The sequence below is a fragment of the Sulfuricurvum sp. genome (assembly GCF_049277495.1).
In the GTDB taxonomy this organism is placed as follows: domain Bacteria; phylum Campylobacterota; class Campylobacteria; order Campylobacterales; family Sulfurimonadaceae; genus Sulfuricurvum.
Genome location: NZ_JBASYM010000011.1, coordinates 94,157 through 114,330, shown reverse-complemented (window position 1 = coordinate 114,330; position 20,174 = coordinate 94,157). Strand labels below are relative to the sequence as shown.

General features: G+C 44.9%; 21 protein-coding genes. 16 read left to right on the top strand and 5 right to left on the bottom strand.

Going from position 1 to position 20,174, the window contains the following annotated elements:
- Positions 1–106 precede the first annotated feature (106 nt).
- The gene (ccoS, locus tag WAO38_RS02780; protein ID WP_422234129.1) at positions 107–325 is read left to right on the top strand and encodes a cbb3-type cytochrome oxidase assembly protein CcoS; all 219 of its coding nucleotides are present in this window, start codon (positions 107–109) and stop codon (positions 323–325) included.
- Between the two features lie 113 nt (positions 326–438).
- On the opposite strand, the gene WAO38_RS02775 is transcribed toward ccoS, so the two are convergent.
- The gene (locus WAO38_RS02775) at positions 439–735 is read right to left on the bottom strand and encodes a c-type cytochrome (protein ID WP_422234127.1); all 297 of its coding nucleotides are present in this window, start codon (positions 733–735) and stop codon (positions 439–441) included.
- A 123-nt stretch (positions 736–858) separates the two neighbouring features.
- Between WAO38_RS02775 and rfaD the strand changes: the two genes are divergently transcribed.
- From rfaD to WAO38_RS02760, 3 genes are read left to right on the top strand one after another with little or no spacing between them, the layout of a single operon-like run.
- On the top strand, positions 859–1,869 hold the full coding sequence (rfaD, locus tag WAO38_RS02770; protein ID WP_422234126.1) for an ADP-glyceromanno-heptose 6-epimerase: 1,011 nt from the start codon (positions 859–861) through the stop codon (positions 1,867–1,869).
- On the top strand, positions 1,866–3,299 hold the full coding sequence (rfaE1, locus tag WAO38_RS02765) for a D-glycero-beta-D-manno-heptose-7-phosphate kinase (RefSeq protein ID WP_422234124.1): 1,434 nt from the start codon (positions 1,866–1,868) through the stop codon (positions 3,297–3,299). Before rfaD ends, rfaE1 begins: the two co-directional genes overlap by 4 nt.
- Positions 3,293–3,880: a YfaZ family outer membrane protein gene (locus tag WAO38_RS02760; protein WP_422234122.1), complete on the top strand. Its 588-nt coding sequence runs from the start codon at positions 3,293–3,295 to the stop codon at positions 3,878–3,880. Before rfaE1 ends, WAO38_RS02760 begins: the two co-directional genes overlap by 7 nt.
- A 130-nt stretch (positions 3,881–4,010) precedes the next feature.
- Here WAO38_RS02760 and waaF read toward each other — a convergent pair whose 3' ends face one another.
- Positions 4,011–4,973 (bottom strand): lipopolysaccharide heptosyltransferase II, encoded by a 963-nt coding sequence (gene waaF / locus WAO38_RS02755; protein WP_422234120.1) that lies wholly within the window; start codon positions 4,971–4,973, stop codon positions 4,011–4,013.
- Positions 4,970–6,238 (bottom strand): glycosyl hydrolase, encoded by a 1,269-nt coding sequence (locus tag WAO38_RS02750; RefSeq protein ID WP_422234118.1) that lies wholly within the window; start codon positions 6,236–6,238, stop codon positions 4,970–4,972. The genes waaF and WAO38_RS02750 overlap by 4 nt, the downstream gene beginning before the upstream one ends.
- A gap of 68 nt (positions 6,239–6,306) precedes the next feature.
- On the opposite strand from WAO38_RS02750, the gene WAO38_RS02745 reads away from it, so the two are divergent.
- Positions 6,307–7,278 (top strand): glycosyltransferase family 9 protein, encoded by a 972-nt coding sequence (locus WAO38_RS02745; protein WP_422234116.1) that lies wholly within the window; start codon positions 6,307–6,309, stop codon positions 7,276–7,278.
- On the opposite strand, the gene WAO38_RS02740 is transcribed toward WAO38_RS02745, so the two are convergent.
- Entirely contained in the window at positions 7,238–8,005 is a 768-nt protein-coding gene (locus tag WAO38_RS02740) for a lipopolysaccharide kinase InaA family protein (RefSeq protein WP_422234115.1), read from the bottom strand. The genes WAO38_RS02745 and WAO38_RS02740 overlap by 41 nt on opposite strands.
- Positions 8,006–8,075: 70 nt before the next feature.
- Between WAO38_RS02740 and WAO38_RS02735 the strand changes: the two genes are divergently transcribed.
- The gene (locus tag WAO38_RS02735) at positions 8,076–8,816 is read left to right on the top strand and encodes a polysaccharide deacetylase family protein (protein ID WP_422234113.1); all 741 of its coding nucleotides are present in this window, start codon (positions 8,076–8,078) and stop codon (positions 8,814–8,816) included.
- Positions 8,816–9,565 (top strand): glycosyltransferase family 2 protein, encoded by a 750-nt coding sequence (locus tag WAO38_RS02730; RefSeq protein WP_422234111.1) that lies wholly within the window; start codon positions 8,816–8,818, stop codon positions 9,563–9,565. The genes WAO38_RS02735 and WAO38_RS02730 overlap by 1 nt, the downstream gene beginning before the upstream one ends.
- A 20-nt stretch (positions 9,566–9,585) precedes the next feature.
- Here the strand turns inward: WAO38_RS02730 and WAO38_RS02725 are convergent, their stop codons facing one another.
- Positions 9,586–11,520 (bottom strand): LTA synthase family protein, encoded by a 1,935-nt coding sequence (locus tag WAO38_RS02725; RefSeq protein ID WP_422234109.1) that lies wholly within the window; start codon positions 11,518–11,520, stop codon positions 9,586–9,588.
- A gap of 167 nt (positions 11,521–11,687) precedes the next feature.
- On the opposite strand from WAO38_RS02725, the gene WAO38_RS02720 reads away from it, so the two are divergent.
- The 9 genes from WAO38_RS02720 to WAO38_RS02680 are packed head-to-tail and all read left to right on the top strand — an operon-like array spanning position 11,688 to position 20,159.
- The gene (locus WAO38_RS02720; RefSeq protein ID WP_422234107.1) at positions 11,688–12,878 is read left to right on the top strand and encodes a UDP-N-acetylglucosamine 4,6-dehydratase; all 1,191 of its coding nucleotides are present in this window, start codon (positions 11,688–11,690) and stop codon (positions 12,876–12,878) included.
- The gene (locus tag WAO38_RS02715; protein ID WP_422234106.1) at positions 12,879–14,018 is read left to right on the top strand and encodes a LegC family aminotransferase; all 1,140 of its coding nucleotides are present in this window, start codon (positions 12,879–12,881) and stop codon (positions 14,016–14,018) included.
- Positions 14,015–14,596 carry a NeuD/PglB/VioB family sugar acetyltransferase gene (locus tag WAO38_RS02710; protein ID WP_422234104.1) on the top strand — a complete coding sequence of 194 codons (582 nt, stop codon included), beginning with the start codon at positions 14,015–14,017 and terminating at the stop codon, positions 14,594–14,596. Before WAO38_RS02715 ends, WAO38_RS02710 begins: the two co-directional genes overlap by 4 nt.
- Positions 14,593–15,588: an N-acetylneuraminate synthase gene (gene neuB, locus WAO38_RS02705; protein ID WP_422234103.1), complete on the top strand. Its 996-nt coding sequence runs from the start codon at positions 14,593–14,595 to the stop codon at positions 15,586–15,588. Before WAO38_RS02710 ends, neuB begins: the two co-directional genes overlap by 4 nt.
- Positions 15,585–16,748 (top strand): UDP-N-acetylglucosamine 2-epimerase, encoded by a 1,164-nt coding sequence (gene neuC / locus WAO38_RS02700; RefSeq protein WP_422234101.1) that lies wholly within the window; start codon positions 15,585–15,587, stop codon positions 16,746–16,748. The genes neuB and neuC overlap by 4 nt, the downstream gene beginning before the upstream one ends.
- Positions 16,745–17,794: a nucleotidyltransferase family protein gene (locus WAO38_RS02695; protein ID WP_422234099.1), complete on the top strand. Its 1,050-nt coding sequence runs from the start codon at positions 16,745–16,747 to the stop codon at positions 17,792–17,794. The genes neuC and WAO38_RS02695 overlap by 4 nt, the downstream gene beginning before the upstream one ends.
- On the top strand, positions 17,791–18,702 hold the full coding sequence (locus WAO38_RS02690) for a Gfo/Idh/MocA family protein (RefSeq protein WP_422234097.1): 912 nt from the start codon (positions 17,791–17,793) through the stop codon (positions 18,700–18,702). Before WAO38_RS02695 ends, WAO38_RS02690 begins: the two co-directional genes overlap by 4 nt.
- Positions 18,695–19,396, top strand: a complete 702-nt coding sequence (locus tag WAO38_RS02685) for a cytidylyltransferase domain-containing protein (protein ID WP_422234095.1) — start codon at positions 18,695–18,697, stop codon at positions 19,394–19,396. The genes WAO38_RS02690 and WAO38_RS02685 overlap by 8 nt, the downstream gene beginning before the upstream one ends.
- Entirely contained in the window at positions 19,389–20,159 is a 771-nt protein-coding gene (locus WAO38_RS02680; protein WP_422234093.1) for an oxidoreductase, read from the top strand. Before WAO38_RS02685 ends, WAO38_RS02680 begins: the two co-directional genes overlap by 8 nt.
- Positions 20,160–20,174: the final 15 nt, after the last annotated feature.

Genomic DNA, 20,174 nt, shown 5'->3' with positions numbered 1-20,174 from the left:
CAGTAGTGCCAAAAGTTGCGTGAGCGTTTTGGTTGAGAGATGAGCTTCTTTTGTTTCTTTTCTTTGTGGTAAAGAAAAGAAAAAATAAATAAATAAAGGGATAAACATGGATTCTTGGGTGATAGCCATGATGCTTGGTGCATCGATCTTTTTGGGCGGTATTGCGTTAGCGGCTTTTTTGTGGGGAATCAAAAACGGTCAGTTTGATGATGAGACCAAAATGATGAATCAAGTGCAATATGATGATGAGAGTGAACTCAATGATGCGGCAAATCAGCAGCGCAAGCAGGAAGCAGCACGTAAAAAAGAGTATAAACCGGAATAAGTAGAGAAGATAAACGAAGAGAATAATTAAGTGCGGTTTACTGCACGTGGGCTTTCCGCCGAGGGAACCTCAGCGTTAGCGTAGCCAAAGGGATAAATTCCTTTGGAGTTAAATTACTTGATACCTGCGATATAAGTAGCAGCTGCTTTGATATCTGCATCAGACATTGTAGCAACTTGACCTTTCATCAATGCACCCATACCAGCTTTGTTTTGTGTACCAGCTTTGTATGCTTTCAAAGAAGCTTCGATAACTGCTACTGATTGGCCTTTTACGATTGCTGATTTACCAAGAGCAGCTTTTTCGAAAGAAGCACCATGGCAAGCAGCACATTTAGCAGTTAGGGCTTTACCATCGGCAGCCATCAAAGATACACCAGCGAATAACATTGCAAGAGCAATTTTTTTCATTTGTTTTCTCCATAAAAAATTTCGGCACCATTATAGTATTAGCAATCTTAAAAACGCGCTAACTGCTTAACCTTTAAACTATTGTTTGTTACAATATGATACTACCTTAATATAGGATTACTTATGCTGTACAGTGATGTTGATTTGAACTCTAAAACGATTTTAATAACGGGAGGAGCAGGTTTTATCGGTTCCAACCTTGCGTTTTATTTTCAGGAGAATTATCCGGATGCCCATGTCGTTGTATTGGATCTTTTTCGCTCAAATTTAACCCTCTCAAACGGTAATCTTAAAAGTTTCGGACATTTTAAAAATCTTCTCGGCTTTCGCGGTGAAGTGATCAGCGGTGACATTAACGACAAAGCGTTACTGGCGATACTGGAAAAAAACTACAAATTCGACTATATTTTTCACGAAGCGGCGATTTCCGATACGACGGCCTTGGAACAGGACCTAATGATTCAGACGAATGTCAATGCGTTCAAAGATCTGCTCGATATGGCTGTGGCACACGGCGCCAATATGATTTATGCCTCTTCGGGTGCGACGTATGGTGATGCAGCGTCCCCGCAGCGCGTCGGACGGGAAGCTCCTCAGAATGTATACGGTTTTTCCAAACTGATGATGGACCATTTAGCGCGTCAATATGCTCAAAAATTTAAAAACATTTCTATCGTCGGATTGCGCTATTTCAATGTTTACGGGCCGAGAGAATTTTTTAAAAACAAAACGGCATCGATGGTCGTGCAGTTCGGTCATCAGCTCTTATCGGGGAAAAATCCGAAACTCTTTGAAAATTCGGATCAAATTTTACGGGATTTTATCTACATCGAAGACATTGTTCAGGCCAATATACTCGCGATGCACCCTAAAGAAAACGGTGTGTTCAATGTCGGTACCGGCAAAGCGCGATCGTTTCAGTCGATGGTCGATATCTTGCAGCGCGAATTAGGGACATCGTATCCGTGCGAGTATATCCCCAATCCGTATGTGGGGCGTTATCAGTTTCATACGGAAGCGGATATCCAAACTACACGTGATGCGTTGGGGTATTCTCCGCGTTATGAATTCGAAGAGGGGATCGCGGCCTATGTTCCGGAGATCAAACGCACGTATGAGCAGGAACTATCATGAATCGGCTTCATAATGCCCATCCCCATATCCTCGTCATCGGGGATTTGATGATCGACCATTATTTATGGGGAGGATGTGAACGAATTTCTCCGGAAGCCCCGGTGCAGATCGTTGATATTGCACGTGAGACCACTGTTCTCGGAGGTGCGGGAAATGTGATCAATAACCTCGTCGCACTGGGAGCAGCGGTGAGTGTTGCAGGTGTGATCGGTGATGATGAAAACGGCGAAGAGTTGCGTGCAATGCTCAGTGATATCGGTGCCGACAGTAATGGACTGATCCGCCAATCGGAACGCAAAACATCGAAAAAGAGTCGCATTATCGCGTCTAATCAGCAGATTTTGCGGTATGACAAAGAATCCAAAGAGTCGATTGACAAAACCAGCGAACGTGCTATCGTCTCTTATGTGATCGAAGTAATCGACACCTGCGACATCATTATTCTTTCCGATTACGGCAAAGGGGTGATTACTGACGCCGTTGCCGGCGGAGTAATCGCTGCCGCAAAAGCGGCGGGGAAAAAAGTGCTCGTCGATCCCAAGGGGAAAGATTATCGCAAATACCGCGGAGCTTATTTGCTCACCCCTAATAAAAAAGAGGCTTCCGAAGCGACGGGTATTGCGATCAATGATGATAAAAGTCTCCAAAAAGCTCTTTTAAGTCTAAAAGAAACCTGTGCGTTAGAGTGCTCGATGATTACCCTCTCCGAAGACGGGATTGCAATCTATGATCAAAATATGCGCCGTTTTCCGACCGTTGCAAAAGAAGTTTATGATGTAACGGGCGCGGGAGATACGGTGATCGCATCACTCTCCTATGCCCTGAGCTGCGGACTGAGCATCGATGAAGCGGCTCCGTTTGCAAATCATGCCGCTGCTGTAGTCGTCGGCAAAATCGGTTCCGCCACGGTTACCTTGGGTGAGATCGAAATGTATGAATCGAGTCTGCACCAAAGCACGTCCGAGATGCACATCAAAACAGCGCAAGAGATAGCGGCTATTGCCGACCGGTTTAAAAAAGAGGGGAAAAAAGTCGTTTTCACCAACGGCTGTTTCGATATTCTCCACGTCGGTCATGTCAAATATCTCCAAGAGGCAAAAAGCTACGGCGATATTTTGATCGTCGGGCTGAATTCGGACAGTTCGGTACGAGAGCTGAAAGGGCCAACGCGTCCGGTGAATATCGAAGCGGATCGCGCCTATATTTTAGCGGCGCTCGAATCGGTCGATTATGTCGTATTGTTTAGCGAAGAGACTCCGCATGATTTGATCAAAAGTATCGCTCCCGATATTTTGGTCAAGGGCGGTGACTACGAGGGCAAAAGCGTCGTTGGAGCAGAATTTGCTAAGGAATTGCGACTGGTTCAGTTCGTTGATGGCAAAAGTACAACTTCCACAATAGAGAGAATAAATAAAGGAACATCATGTTAAAAAAATTACTGTTAAGTGCCTTGATCAGTACCGGAGCATTTGCCGCCCACGAGATTGAAGCGAATGTCAACGACCAAGAAGTTGAGGGTCAAATTCGCCTGGATATGGGACGTATGGGGAATGCGATGAGCAATACCTATATCGGAGCCCGTTTTTTGAACGGTGATAACAACAACAGCCATACTATCGCCGATCCTGATCCGTTGATGGAAGTCTCTTTTATGGTAATGCGTCCGGTTCAAGGTGTACGGGGATTAAAATTGGGTCTTGGGATGAAGGCGGAATATACAAAAATCGATGGTAATTCGTATGCAGCTGTTCCGTTGGGGGCAGAAGCGGAACTCCGTCTCCCTTTGAATACGCCGTTTCCTTTTTATCTCGGCGGCGCCCTTTATTATGCCCCTTCGGTTCTTACCTTTAAAGAAGGAGACGGGTATTTTGAAACCCGTATCCATTTGGATGCGGAACCGATTGAAAACGGCCGCCTTGAAGTGGGATATCGTCAGATCGATACCGATCTGAAAAGCCGCAATGTGACCTATAATGATGCGTGGTATTTTGGACTTCGATTAGATTTTTAAAATACTTTCTACTTTTTTGCCCCGTCAAAAAAGTAGGCAAAAAACCTCTATCCCCTAAGCAAATCGCTCACGCATCGTTTGGCACGTCTGCTACGAGTGCGGCTTTTTTGGATGGTTAGGGGATATTGATCTATTCTATCAGTGTTTTTATTGCTTCAATAACTTCTTGTGCTTCGATGCTCTTCATACACTCATGATGTCCGAGCGGGCATTCGCGCTTCATACAGGGTGCACACTCCATATCGTGACGTACAATAACACTTTTTTCATTCATCCACTGGGATGTTTCCAGATGGCGTGTCGGGCCGAAAATGGCTACGGTCGGAACCTGATAGGCTGCCGCAACGTGCATGGGGCCGCTGTCGTTTGTGATAAAGAGATTCAAACCGCCGATAAAACTGCATAGTTCCTGGATTGAGGTTCGTCCGGCCAGATTGGTGATATTGATCCCCTTTAGGCGTGACTCGATATCGTTTGCCATTCCCACTTCGTTGGGGCCGCCGAAGAGGATGATGTCATATCGGTCGGCATAAGCGCGAGCCACTTCGGCAAATTTTTCAGGATACCATCGTTTGGCACTTCCATAAGTAGCCCCCGGATTGATCCCCAAGGTCGGACGCAAATAGCGATGCGGCGGGAGATAAAGTTTGAGATGGCCGATACTCAGCGGCTCCTGTGTCAGGGATTGGGCGATATCAAGATATTGTTCTACCAGGTGGGAGGGATGTGAGGGCTTGATGCAATGGGTCAGCAATCTGCATGAATGCCAGCTTTTACGTCCTGCCGTGATCGGAGTTTGGGTGAACCGTAACAACAGCGAGGAGTGGAGCTGATTACGAAAGGTGATCGCCATATCATGGCGTCCGAGCTCTTGAGCAAACCGGTAGGTATTGAGGAAGCGATTTCCCCCTTTTTTGGTCTCATCAATATAGGAACGGACGCATTGGGGATGATGTTTGAGCGCTTCACAGCTCACATATGAGCCGACTATCGTTAGTTTGGCGTGCGGGTAGACACGGCACAGCGCTTCGATAGCGGGTGTCGCCATCACCGCATCGCCGAGCCAGTTGGGAAGTATGATCAGAAGGTTCATAGGTCGTCCAAGGAGGTGAAGTAATAGATCGGGGAAGGTGAGAGGGTAAGGGTATCGGCCGTGAATGCTTCACCGTCGCGAAAGGTTCCCTCGACGCTATGCGCAAGCGGAACTTCCAGCGTTCCGGATATCAGCCATTCGACGTGCAATAATCCCCGAGGAGTTTTGGCTAGGAAGGTATGGCGTCCTCTTTTCTCTCCGTATCCGATAAATTCCGCATCGCTTAAATGGCGGAACATCGTCTGATAAGCATTAAAGGCACTCCGCTTGCGCAGCGTTCCCTCACGGTTATCGACAAGGCCGTATCCGGGGGCAATCAGCTGATGCCAGTAGACACATGCGGCGTGTTGGGAAGCAAAAGCGAGGAGATGATAACGGACCATAAAGGAGGCATACGTCTCTTCGTCTACACACTCGGTTTCACTGGTCGGGGCATAAGGGGCGGTATTTTGGATCGGCCAGTTGGTTTCGGTGATGATCACCTCACCGCCGGTTTTGGAAGACATCTGGGCCAATACGGCAAGAAGGCGGATTTTTTCCACGAGGTTGAACCCCAGCTGGGTATTTTCCGGTGCACCGCGGCGATCGACATAGAGGAGACTTCCAAGCGCATCGTATCGGATTTTTTTGAGATTGAAGAGGGTGTGCGCACTAAAATGGTACTCAAAATCGATGACCTGAGAGCCGATGAGTTTCAGATGAGGAAAGCGCTCACATTTGAGATCATACGCAATGCTGTAAAAATCGAGATATTCGTTGACACTGAAGAATCCCCATTTGGCGCGGTTGATCGTACTTCCGATGATAAAGGTATGACACACTCCTTCAAGTGCTTCAAAAATCTGGATGAAATGGTCACGGCTCATGGAGGCACTCATGATATGCTCACGGTCTTGCAAAAGGGCAACGGTGATCTGTTTTCCCTCGAAGCTTCGGATAAAGGTGACATACTTGTCTAATTGTTCAATCTCCCACAGAGGAATGCGGATCAGGAGTTTTTGAACCCCCAATTCATTGAGGAGATAGGGGGTGACATGGGGTTCTTTGTCGAGATTGACCCCCATACCGAAAAACTCCTCTCCTTTGATGTCGCGACGCTGCAAAAAAGGGATGGCAAATACCGCTATCGGCAGGGTTAGGAGTCCGATCAAAAATGTTTTGATGAGTGAGGGGAGTGCGGAACGGCGCATTTTACGCTTTAGCGCACGGTCACGTATGATGGCAGGCTGATCGGAATAATGATCCCAGGCAAATGGTTCTTTCATGGGCGTATTGTATCGTTTTATCAACGTAAACTGGGTAAAATCATTCCAATGATACACAAGGGTTGGCAATGAATATACTGGTAGTACGTAACGATAAACTCGGAGATTTCATTACCGCTTTGCCGACCTTGTATGTTCTCAAACACCATGATCCTTCAAATCGCATCGTTGCCCTGGTCGCTCCCTTGAACCGCCGTCTTGCCGAAGCGTGTGATTTTATCGATGAGGTGATCGTCGATGAGGGGGCAGATATTTTAGAGCTTGCCTATAAAATCAAACAAGCCCATATTGACACTTCCATCACCCTCTTTTCCAATACCCGTGTGGCAATCGCACAGTGGGTTGCCAAAATTGCGCTCCGTATCGCCCCTGCGACCAAAATTGCCCAAATTTTTTATAACCGCCGAATCAAGCAGCGGCGCAGCGAAGTGAAGATGGCGGAGTATGAGTACAACCTGGAACTGGCCAAAGCTCTTTTTCCGGAGATCAGCCTCGATTTTCCGAAGCCGCTGCTGCATTTTGAAGAGAGTGCGAAAGCTTATGCAGAATTTTGCACTGAATTTGGGATTACGAAACCGGTCGTGGCATTTCATCCGGGTTTCGGAGGCTCATCGGATGCGAATTGGACACTCCGCGAATATATTGAGCTGGTTCGGATTGCGGAGGCGGTGGAACAAATCGATGTCGTCATGACGTTCGGTCCCGATGAAGGAAAACTTTATGAAGAAGCGAAAGACCTTTTAGGGGAGAGTCGGGTGATTTTGTACCGTTCGCAGGCGAGTGTGGTCGACTTTGCCAAACTTTTGAGCAGTTTTAAACTGTTTATTAGTACCTCTACGGGGACCTATCATCTTGCGAGTGCGGTGGGATGCGAAACGTTTACCTTTTTCGCCGATACCCTCTTCGCCTCTTCGGCGCGATGGAAAAGTATCGGTGAGAAACAGCGCCATTTTATGATTCCGCTGGATGCTTCGGGGAGAGCAGAGATGTTTGAACGGGTTAAGAGAGAGCTGAAAAATCGCCTTTCAGTATCCGTTTGAGTTTTTTCTTGAAATTTTTTATCTGTTTGTTTGCATCATTGTGACGTTTCATCTCTTCAATGGCTACCGTCTCATTTAATCCGCTCAAACGGGCGTATTCCCGTCCCATAATTTCCAGTTCTTCATCACTCGCCCAAAGTTTATTAAAATTCTCGCACCCTTCCAGAGGGGTGATCGGACGAAACTCCATTCGATTGATATCGACGATTGAAAACTGATATCCCTCATCCGTCCGCTTGATCAGGATGTTGCCCGGGGAATAGTCCAGATGCCATACCCCTTTTTGGTGGAGATCATAGGTATAGGCGGCAAAAGCGGTGAATATGGCTTCACGCTCTTCCAGGGGTTCGAGCAGGGGAGTCCGGATGGTAAAGTCGTATTCGAAATATTCGCTGATAAAAAAACTCTCTTTCAGTAATCCGGAGGAGAAAAATTCGATGAGGGCGATCGGTTGAGGGGTTGAAATGTTCAGCTCTAGAAGACGCAGGGCATTATGATACGATTTATGGGCTTTTCCTTCGCGAAGAAAAGTATAGACGATCCGGTTGAGCAAATGAGGAATTTTAAACGATTTCACAACCGTTTTGATCCCTTCCAACTCTATGATTTTTAGTTCGTTGCGCGCTTTGTGGATGGAGTGATCATCATGAGAAAAAATGGATTGAATATGTTCACATGTCGCTTGTAAATAGGCATATTGTGATGGAGACTCATATTGAAAATGCATATTGACCTTTGAGTAAGTGAGGGTATGATATGATACTTTATTATTCCTGAAACACTTCAAGAGGATGTGAATGCTTCCAGCCATAATGTACCATCATATTAATAGCGATGATTTGCCATTATCCAATACTGATGGGATGATGGAAGCCCATTTGAAACTTATATCCGAACGTTTTACCACGGTATTTCCAGGTGATGAACTCACCGGAAAGTCAATTTGCTTAACCTTTGATGACGGGTACTACGATTTTTACCATTACGTTTTCCCTCTGCTCAAAAAATACCATTTAAAAGCTGTCCTTGCCGTTCCGTCTGCCTATATAGTAGAGGATACCGATTTGCCTTCTGAACGTCGCTTATCCCTCAAACATCATGAAATATATCAACAAGAGAACTATCTCTCCTTTGCTCCGTTTTGTACATATACCGAATTGCGGGAGATGATTCAAAGTAAACATGTTACGGTCGCTTCACACTCTATGAATCATGTGAATCTGAGCGAAGCCGGGGTCGATCTGGAGGAAGAAATATTGGGTTCTAAAGCAGTCCTTGAAAAGAATCTCGGATATCGGGTTGAATCGTTTGTTTTGCCGTATGGAAAATACAATGATGCCGTGATTAAACTGGCCAAAGAACATTATCCGTATGTATTTCGGATCGGGAATGCGTTCAACCCATCGTGGGATGGTATCGGAGGGCTTCTTTACCGGATCAAAGGGGATGCGCTGCAAACTCCGGATGAACTATTCAAACCGCTCAAACAACTGGGTTTTTGGTTTAAAACGATAATAAAACTCGTAAAGGTGAAATGATGAACGTATCGGCAGTGATGATTGTTAAAAATGGGGCCCGTACGATCAAACGATCGCTAGAGAGCCTGAAAGAGTTTGACGATGTGATTGTATACGATAACGGTTCGACGGACGGAACGCAAACAATCGCGGGCGAATTTAAGAACGTTCGATTGATTGAGGGGGAGTTTGACGGGTTCGGGACAACCAAAAACCGTGCGGCAGGGTATGCCAAACACGATTGGATACTCATTATCGACAGTGACGAGGTCGTAGATGCCGAGTTGCTTAGTGCCCTTGCTACGAAGTCTTTCGATCCGCATACAATCTATGTCGTCAATTTCCTCGCCTATTACAAAGAGATACCGATCCGCCATTGCGGATGGAATAATCAAAAAATCCGTCGGTTATACAATAAAACCGTTACCCGTTTCAATGATAACTTCGTGCATGAAAATATCATGGATGAAGGGATGAAAAAAATGCCGATCGAGGGAAATATGAAGCATTACAGCTACATGAGCATTTCCGATTTTATTGTGAAGCTTGACCGCTATTCGACCCTTTTTGCGACGGACAATGTCGGCAAAAAATCTTCCTCTCCCGCCAAAGCCTTTTTTAACGGGCTTTACTCTTTCTTCCGTACCTATATTCTGAAACGGGGTTTTTTAGACGGCTATGCAGGACTTATCATCGCATTTTCACACATGGCGACGAATTTTTATAAATATATCAAACTCTATGAGATGAATTTGGAGCAGAAAAAATAAGTATTAAATCCAAGGAGGGCTTATTGTGCCCACTTGTTTTTTTCTAAAAGTTTTGCCTCTGCCACATCAACGGCGAATAGCTCTTTTTGAAGTTTTTGTGTTCCCTCTTGGGTGGCATTGCTTTCGACTATCGTTTTAAAATTGTATTTGATATACCCTTCTTTCCCGATATAACCGATCAAATCACCGGCATAAAAATAGACAAAACGGTTTTTGACCGATGTATCAAACAAGGAGTTCCCCATGACGGTATAGGGTTGTTTAAATCCTAATATGTCCAGAACGGTTGGGAAAATATCGTTTTGGGAGCCTAAGGTCTTAACTTCTTGCGGTTTAAAGATCTTGGGAGCATAGATAATCAGCGGGATTCTATTATGGTCAATGGACGCCAGCGGTTTGTCATTCGGCCGCAATTCTTGTCCGATAGGACAAAGGGCATTTCCTGAACCATGGTCGGCAGTAAAAATGAAGATTGTATTATCAAACCAAGGCTCTTTTTTGACACCTTCAATAAACCGTTCAATCGAATGGTCGGCATATATGAATGCATTTAATGAACCGTTGTAGTTTCGCAAATCATGGGGGTATCGCTCATATTTTTTAGAGGGAAGATGGAAATCGCTGTGGTTGGTCGAACTGAAGGCAAATCCGATAAACGGTTTTTTGGCGGCGTTGAGTTTTTGATGTAAAAAATCAAATAAATTATAATCATAGGTACCGGTATTCGGATGTCTCCCCGGCTCTACCTCTTCTACATTGGGCATATCTTCACCACCGTAATATTCGTCGAAGCCGGCAAGATAACTCACGGCATCGACTCGATAGGAACGACGGTTTCCACCCTGCATTGCAATGGTTTGGTACCCATTTTCTTTAGCGATTTGTCCAAGATAGCTTAGGCGGGAAAGTTCAAGACCGTCTCCGAGATAGGGGAATCCGGAAGGGAGTGTAATCCCGGTGAAAATAGAGGTGATGCCGTAGATGGAACGGTAGCCGTTCGCATAGAAGTTCGTAAATTTCAGACTTTCATTACTCAGCTTTTTAAAATACGGAGTAACATTCAGCTCTTTGTATCGGGTAAAACCGTCGACATGTTCGGCACCCCAGGATTCCATGAGAACGATGACAACATTATAAGGGTGTTTCGGGTTATTTTTAAAAGCACGTGCAAGCGGAACGTTTTCGTCCACGAAAGGGGCGTTTTTACTCTCAAGAAGAGTCTTTGCGATAGGGATGGATTCGTTTAAATCCATCTGATTGTGTCCGCTTCCCTTCTTACGGCTTACCGTACGGTAGACACAAAAAAAGCCGTTTAAGGCAAGATTGCCGGAACTCACTTTACTGACGGCATAAGCATCAGACAACCCAAATGATTTATGGCTGAATGAATTACGGATACCGATAAATAAGAGCAAGATGATGACGAGCAATCCGATCCAGCTTTTGCGGCTTATTTTTTCATGTTCCAGCGGGGCACTGAATATACGGTAAAAAAGGAGGGCTAAACCCAAAAAGAACAGTGCGGCGGAAATAGTGTAGTAAAGGTAAGAACCAAAGGCCATGTCCGTAATGAGATCCATGTCATTGGAGAGGGCGAATAATTCATTGGAAATATGCCGATGAATAAAATCGAAATACAAAACATCACTGAAAGAGATGAGCAGAATAACACTCAGAAAGGTACTCCAGACAAATCCCATACCGATACGAAATTTACGTTTGTGAACCCATTTGACCGGAAATGAGAGTAGAAGAATGGACAAAGACAAAAAGGTAAAAAGGGTGATCATATCAACGCGGAATCCCATTAAAAAGGATTGAACAAGTTCCAGAAGAGTCAAGTCGGAAAAATCTTCCGGGTACATTCCAAGCAAGGCTAGGCGGGGAATCATCATCGCAATAAAGCTTACTAAAAGTGCAGCATAAATTTGAGTATAGCGGGAACGAAATTTCATGAAGGTGGTCCTGAATCTTGGGTAATAGCGAATAAAAAGCGATCATTATATCATTTACTTAACAAACTTTGGATAGAATAAAATGAATAAACAGCGAAGATTAAATTTCGGATAAATGATTTAAATCCTAGAATTTTATTGGAATATTTTTACATTGGAGTTCGGCAATGAATGATATCTTAGGGCTTATCGGCCGAGATAAAGAGCTTTTTGCATCCGATATCAACCATCACGAAAAAGAATTGTCTGCAATCATCTCTTCTTCTACTTTTTTAGTGATCGGCGGAGCCGGATCGATCGGACAGGCCGTTACCAAAGAGATATTCAAACGCAATCCGAAAAAGCTGCATGTTGTCGATATCAGCGAAAACAATATGGTCGAACTGGTACGGGACATACGAAGTTCGTACGGTTACATCGACGGAGATTTTCAAACCTTCGCTCTGGATATCGGTTCGATTGAATACGATGCGTTTATCGAAGCGGACGGAGAATACGATTACGTCTTGAACCTTTCGGCGCTCAAGCACGTTCGCAGTGAAAAAGACCCTTTTACGCTGATGCGGATGTGTGACGTCAATATTTTTAATACCGACAAGACGCTGCAGCAATCGATCCGGAAAGGGACGAAAAAATACTTTTGCGTCTCCACCGACAAAGCGGCAAATCCGGTTAATATGATGGGAGCCAGCAAGCGTATTATGGAAATGTTCTTGATGCGCCGCAGCCGTGAGATTTCGATCTCGACGGCTCGTTTTGCCAACGTAGCTTTCAGTGACGGATCACTGCTCCACGGGTTTAATCAGCGTATTCAAAAGCGCCAGCCTATCGTCGCACCTAATGATATCAAGCGTTATTTCGTCACACCGAAGGAATCCGGTGAACTCTGTTTGATGTCCTGTATTTTCGGCGAAAATAGAGATATCTTTTTCCCAAAACTCAGTGAAGCGCTGCATTTGATCACGTTTGCCGATATCGCCGTAAAATATTTGGAAAATCTTGGATTTAAACCTTATTTGTGCGAGAGCGAAGATGAAGCGAGAGCTTTAGCGGCCACATTGCCCGATCAAGGAGAATGGCCATGTCTTTTTACCGCCAGCGATACGACGGGGGAAAAAGATTTTGAGGAGTTTTTTACGGAGAATGAAACGCTGGATATGGAGCGGTTCCACAATCTCGGTGTCATCAAAAATGAACCGGTATATGATGAGTCGAAACTTCAGCATTTCACCGAGACGATCGATCGGATGAAAGCGGCGCGGAAGTGGAGCAAAGATCAGATCGTCGAGCTGTTTTTTGAAATGATCCCCGATTTCGGCCATAAAGAGACCGGAAAATATCTTGATGGGAAGATGTAGATGTTGCAGGATACCGTAAAATTTATCCAAAACCTTTATAAAACGGAAGCGTTTATCCCTCTCCATGAACCGCGGTTTATCGGTAATGAAAAAAAGTATTTGAATGAATGCATTGATTCCACCTTTGTTTCGAGCGTGGGGAAATTTGTCGATCAGTTTGAGGCGGAATTCGCCCGGATGGTCGGAGCTAAATATGCTGTCGCTACGGTTAACGGCACGGCTGCGTTGCATATCTCTCTGATTTTGGCAGGGGTAGAGGGCGAGGATGAGGTGATCACCCAGCCGCTTACCTTTATCGCGACGGCGAATGCAATCAGCTATATCGGGGCCAAGCCGATCTTTTTGGACGTTGATCTCGATACCATGGGTCTTAGCCCCAAAGCACTAAGAGACTTTTTGGAAAAACATTGTGTCGTGACGGATGGAAAATGTCTCAACCGCTCAACCGGAAAGAGAGTAAAAGCGTGTGTTCCGATGCATACGTTCGGGCATCCGTGCCGGATCGATGAGATCAAAGCAATATGCGATAAATGGCATATTTCTTTGGTTGAAGATGCGGCAGAGTCTCTCGGAAGCTATTACAAAGAAAAGCATACCGGAACATTCGGATGCGTAGGGGCATTCAGTTTTAACGGGAACAAGATCATCACGAGCGGTGGCGGCGGAGTCATCGTCACCGATGACGAAGCGTTGGCCAAGCGGGCGAAACATATCACGACTACCGCTAAAGTCCCTCATAAATGGGAATATGTCCACGATGAGATCGGTTACAACTACCGTCTTCCGAATCTCAATGCGGCGCTTCTTTGTGCTCAGCTGGAACAGCTGGAAAGTTTTTTAGAAAATAAACGGATGTTAGCTGCTGAATATAAACAGTTTTTTACATCTCAAAACATCCGATTTGTCGAAGAACCTGCGGATGCGAGATCCAACTATTGGCTTAATGCCATTCTCTTGGAGGATGCCGGAGAACGGGACGCGTTTTTGGAATATACCAACAGCAACGCTGTTATGACCCGGCCGATCTGGGCACTGATGAACAAACTGGAAATGTTTAAAGAGTGCCAGTGCGGTAATCTCGAAAATTCCCTTTTTCTGGAAGAACGCGTTGTGAATATTCCGAGCAGTGTACGGCTATGAAACCGCAAATCATTTTAATCGGCGGCGGCGGTCATTGCAAATCGCTTATAGATGTGATTGAGATGGAAGGGTCTTTTGAAATCGCCGGAATTGTCGATCAAAAAAAATTTGTCGGCCAAAACGTGTTGGGGTACGAGATCATCGGCTGCGATGATGATCTAGAGGATCTTTTCCAAAAATACAAATATGCGATCGTTTCTGTCGGTCAGATCAAGTCTCCCGATTTACGTATCAAACTTTTTAATCATTTGAACGCAATCGGTTTCGAAACGCCTACAATCGTATCTCCCAGAGCCTATGTCTCGAAACACGCGTCGGTTGACAAAGGGACGGTGATACTGCATGATGCCCTTGTTAATGCCGAAGTCCGGATAGGGAAAAATTGTATTATCAATTCAAAAGCTCTGATCGAACACGATTGCAGGATCGGAGACCATTGCCACATCTCTACGGGCGCTGTCCTGAACGGGGGAACGAATATCGGTGAGGGGACTTTTTTTGGAAGCAATGCCGTTTCCAAAGAGTATTCGGTATTTGCGGAGAGAATGTTTATCAAAGCGGGGAGTATAGCCAAATGAGTATATTTATCATCGCTGAAGCCGGAGTCAATCACAACGGTTCGTTAGAGTTGGCCAAAGCACTGATAGATGTTGCCGCTGATGCCGGTGCCGATGCCGTTAAATTCCAAACTTTTAAAGCGGATAAACTGGTTTCCAAAACGGCGCAAAAAGCTCAGTACCAGAAACAGACGACCGATGCCGCCGAAACGCAGTATGAGATGATCAAAAAACTGGAACTGAATGCGGAAGCGCATCATGAACTGATGGCCCATTGCAAAACCAAAAACATCCTCTTCTTATCCACTCCGTTTGACCATGAGAGTATTGAATTGCTCCATGAATTGAAGATGGAAATTTTTAAAATCCCCAGCGGAGAGATAACCAATCTCCCCTATCTTCGTCATATCGGCTCACTTCGTAAAGAGGTGATCCTTTCTTCCGGCATGGCGGATTTGGGTGAAATCGAAGATGCCCTGGATGTTCTGATCGCATCGGGAACGCCGAAAGAGCAGATCACCGTGTTACATGCGACGACAGAGTATCCGTGCCCTATCGAAGATGTCAATCTTCGGGCGATGCAGACCATAGCGGGAGCCTTTGGGATACAAACAGGCTATTCGGATCATACTAACGGTATCGAAGTGCCTATCGCGGCAGCGGCGATGGGAGCGAGCGTCATCGAAAAACATTTTACGCTAGACAAAACGATGGACGGACCGGATCACAAAGCGAGCCTGGAACCGGAAGAACTTTATGCGATGGTGAGTGCTATCCGCAATATTGAAAAAGCGCTGGGGAACGGGGTGAAAAAGCCAAGCCCGAGCGAAGCTAAAAATATGAGTGTTGCCCGAAAATCGATTGTAGCGGCGCAACCGATTCAAAAAGGGGAGATATTGACCGAAATCAATCTGACGATCAAACGCCCCGGCAACGGGATCAGCCCGATGCGATTTGATGAGGTTGTCGGTACTGCGGCCCTTAAAGATTATTGCGAAGATGAATTGATATGAAAAAAATATGCGTCGTTACCGGAACCCGGGCAGAATACGGACTTCTTTATTGGCTGATGAAAGAGATAGATGCGGATCTAGATTTAGAACTGCAGATCATCGTAACGGGGATGCATCTCAGCCCTGAGTTCGGTCTGACCTACAAAGAGATCGAAAAAGATTTTGTGATTACTAAAAAAATCGAAATGCTCCTCTCCAGCGATACACCGGTCGGTATCTCAAAATCGATGGGATTGGCACAGATCTCTTTTGCGGAAGCGTATGATGAATTGAAGCCCGATATCGTCGTCGTTTTAGGTGATAGATACGAAATCTTCAGTGCCGTCAGCGCGGCGATGATCGCACGCATTCCGATCGCCCATTTGCACGGAGGCGAAACGACAGAGGGGGCATTTGACGAATCAATACGCCACAGTATTACCAAGATGAGCCATTTGCACTTTACCGCTGCCGAAGAGTACCGTCGTCGGGTCATACAGCTGGGTGAGCATCCGGATCGTGTTTACAATGTCGGCGGGATGGGGATAGAAAATATCAAACGTCTCAAACTCTTAGGCAAAGAAGGATTTGAAGAGAGCATTGATTTTAAACTCGGTGAGAAAAATGTGCTGGTCACCTTTCATCCGGTGACGTTGGAAAACTCTACCGCGGGACACCAGTTTCAAGAGCTTCTGAACGCGCTTGATACACAAAAAGATACGCATATCATTTTTACCAAAGCCAACAGCGACACGGACGGCCGTATTATCAATCAGATGATTGATGATTACGTTGCGCACAACCAAGACAAATCGATCGCTTTTACCTCTTTGGGGCAGTTGCGATATCTGAGTGCTCTTCAATTTATGGATGCCGCAGCAGGGAACAGTTCCAGCGGTTTACTGGAAGCGCCAAGTTTTAAAATAGGGACCGTCAATATCGGGGATCGACAGCTCGGGCGTCTGAAAGCGCAAAGCGTTATCGATTGCCAACCGGATCAAAAGAGCATAGAAGAAGCTTTTGAAAAATTGTATTCCGATGAATTTCAAAGGACTCTTGAAAATGTCAAAAATCCTTATGGCGAGGGGATGGCAAGCAAGCAAATTTTGGATGTTATTAAAACAATAGATCTTTCAAAACTGGTCAAAAAATCTTTTTACGATTTAGGAACGATATCATGAAATCGGTAGACAGTATTAAAATAACACCCCGTGCAACCATACGTGAAGCCCTTAAGATTATTGATAGCGGAGCAATGCAGATTGCTATCGTTGTGGACGAAAACGACCGATTGATCGGTACGCTTACCGACGGTGATATCCGCAGAGGGTTATTGAATAATCTCACCTTGGATGACGGTATCGAAAGTGTTATTTTTAAGACGCCGACTATCGCCACTCTACACGATACCAAAGAGGAAATCCTCCAAAAAGCCTTGGGGAAAAAGCTCCACCAGATACCGATTGTGGATGATGAACGCCGGGTAATCGGGATCAAAGAGATCGAAGAACTTGTCCGGCCTCACGTTAAACCGAATGCTGTCGTCTTAATGGTAGGCGGCCTTGGGAGCAGACTGCGTCCGCTGACTGAAGATACCCCCAAACCGATGCTGAAAGTCGGAAACAAACCGATCCTTCAGACCATTGTCGAGAAATTTGCTGAATACGGGTTCGTCAATATCGTGATGTGTGTAAACTATAAATCGCATATCATTCAGGATTATTTCGGAGACGGAAGCGGATTCGGGGTAAACATCGAATATGTTTTGGAAGAACAGCGCATGGGGACGGCAGGAGCCCTGAGCCTGCTTCGTTCGGCTCCGAAAGAGCCATTTTTCGTCATGAACGGAGATCTCCTTACCAATATTAATTTTGAGCATCTTTTGGACTACCACACTGCGCAAAACGCTATGGCGACGATGTGTGTACGCGAGTATGATTTTCAGGTTCCCTACGGGGTAGTCAATCTCGAGGGAAACCGTATCCTCTCGATCCAAGAAAAACCGGTGCATAAGTTTTTCGTCAGTGCCGGAATCTATATGCTCAGCCCTGAAACGCTTGCCATGATCCCCCAAGATCAATTCTATGATATGCCTACATTGTTCGAAGCACTTATCCAAGAGAGTAAAAAAACGGTCTCTTTTCCGATTCGCGAGTATTGGCTCGATATCGGACGGATGGAAGAATATGAGCGCGCCAACAGCGAGTATCACGGAGTATTTAGTTGAAAGTACTGTTGATCGGGTACGGATCGATCGGCAAGCGCCATTATGAAGTGCTCAGTGCGATTGATTCGGTGACACAAATCGATGTCGTAACCGCACAGACTCTGCCAGAATTGAGAACGTACGGATCGATGGAACAAGTCGAGGATTTGGAGAGTTACGGTTATATAGTGATCGCGTCTGAAACCTATAAACATTATGGGCAAATCGAGTATTTGGAAAACCATACAAACCATAAAATTATTTTGTGCGAGAAACCGCTTTTTGATACCTTTCGAGAAATCGACGTTAAAAATAATTCCGTATATGTAGGGTATGTTTTACGATTTCATCCTTTGTTGCAAAAAATACGCCTTCTGTTAAAAGGGGAAGAACTCCTAGCCGCACACATTCGATGCGGCTCTTATCTCCCCTCCTGGAGACCCGGGACAGATTACCGCAAAAGTTATAGCGCCTCTAAAGAACAAGGCGGCGGCGTATTACTCGATTTAAGCCATGAAATCGATTATATGCAATGGCTTTTCGGATCCGTTGAGTCCATTTTTGCTTATCAATCCAAAATATCGGATTTGGAAATTGATTCGGATGATATTGTCAGTGCAGCGGGAAAGACGGAAAAACAGGTGACTTTTACAATCTCTTTGGATTATATTAGTAAAATTCCCATGCGAGAAATTACGATCCATACGAATGACAAAACAATACAAGCAGACTTAATCTGCAATTCATTGAAGATCGCCTCAAAAGAGGGCGGTATTGAAATGATTGAAATCGAAAGTTTTGATCGAAATGATCTTTTTCGGAAAATGCACCTTTCAGCGTTAGGGGATAAAGAGAACCTGTGTACGCTGGCTGAAGGTTTAAACGTGATGAAAACAATATCTACGATTCAGGGGCAAAACAATGGCTAAAGTATTGTGTACGATATGTGCCAGAGGCGGCTCAAAAGGGGTCAAAAACAAGAACATCAAACTGCTTCACGGGAAACCTTTGATTGCATATACCATTGAGCAGGCAAAAGAATCCGGTTTGTTTGAACATATTGTCATTAGTACCGACTCCGACCTTATCGCAACCGTGGCACAGGAATATGGGGCGGAAGTGTTTTTCAAACGCTCCGAAGAGATGGCATCCGATACTGCCGGGAAATTAGAGGTTATCAAAGATGCCTTTGTGCGATCGGAAGAGTATTATCAAACGTCGTTTGATTATTTGGTCGATCTGGATGCCACGGCACCGCTTCGAAGTGTTCAGGACATTATTGGTGCGTATCAGCAGTTTTTGAAAGATGACAATGATAATCTTATCACCGCGATGCCCTCACGACGAAGCCCTTATTTTAATTTGGTAGAAGTCGATGCCTCGGGTAAAGTAGCACTGTCCAAAAAACTGAGCAGCAGTGTCGTACGAAGGCAAGATGCCCCCCAAAGCTATGACATGAATGCCTCAATATACATTTGGAAACGTGACATCATTTTGAATGAGAATTCTATCTTTTTGGAAAAAACAGGCCTTTATGTGATGCCGGAAGAGCGTTCGATCGACATAGATTCGGAGCTTGATTTTGAATTTGTAGAGTTTTTGATGAGGAAACAGGATGCTTAAAAACAAAGTAGTCGTTATTACCGGCGGTGCAGGGCTTATCGGCAAAGAGTTTGTCCATGCGGTTATTGAACAAAACGGTATCGCTATCATTGCGGACATTAATGAAGAGATAGGAAACAAAGTTAAAGAAGCTTTGTCCCAGGAGTTGAATACGCAGCAAATCGATTTTGTAAAGGTGGATATCACTTCGAAAGAATCATTGCAGCATGTCATAGCCTATCTGGACCAAAAATATGGAAAGATTGATGCTTTGGTCAACAATGCATATCCCCGCAACAAGAATTACGGGAAACATTTTTTTGATGTTGAGTATGAAGATTTTGCCGAAAATGTCAGTCTGAATCTCGGAGGATATTTTTTAACTTCGCAACAATTTGCACGGTATTTTCAGACACAAGGATATGGCAATATTGTCAACATATCATCTATCTATGGTGTTGCCGCTCCAAAATTTGAGATTTATGCAGATACCCCTATGACCATGCCGGTCGAGTATGCCGCCATAAAGTCGGGACTACTTCGTTTAACCCAATATATGGCAAAATATTTTAAAGGGATGAATATCCGTGTTAATGCATTAAGTCCGGGCGGTATTTTCGACCATCAGCCTGAACTTTTTCTGGAAAGTTATAAAAAGCAATGTCTTAATAAAGGGATGCTGGATAAAAGTGATCTCAAAGGGACTTTAGTTTATTTATTGAGTGATATGAGTCAGTATGTGAATGGACAAAATATCATTATTGATGATGGATTTACATTATAAGAAAAAAGGAACACA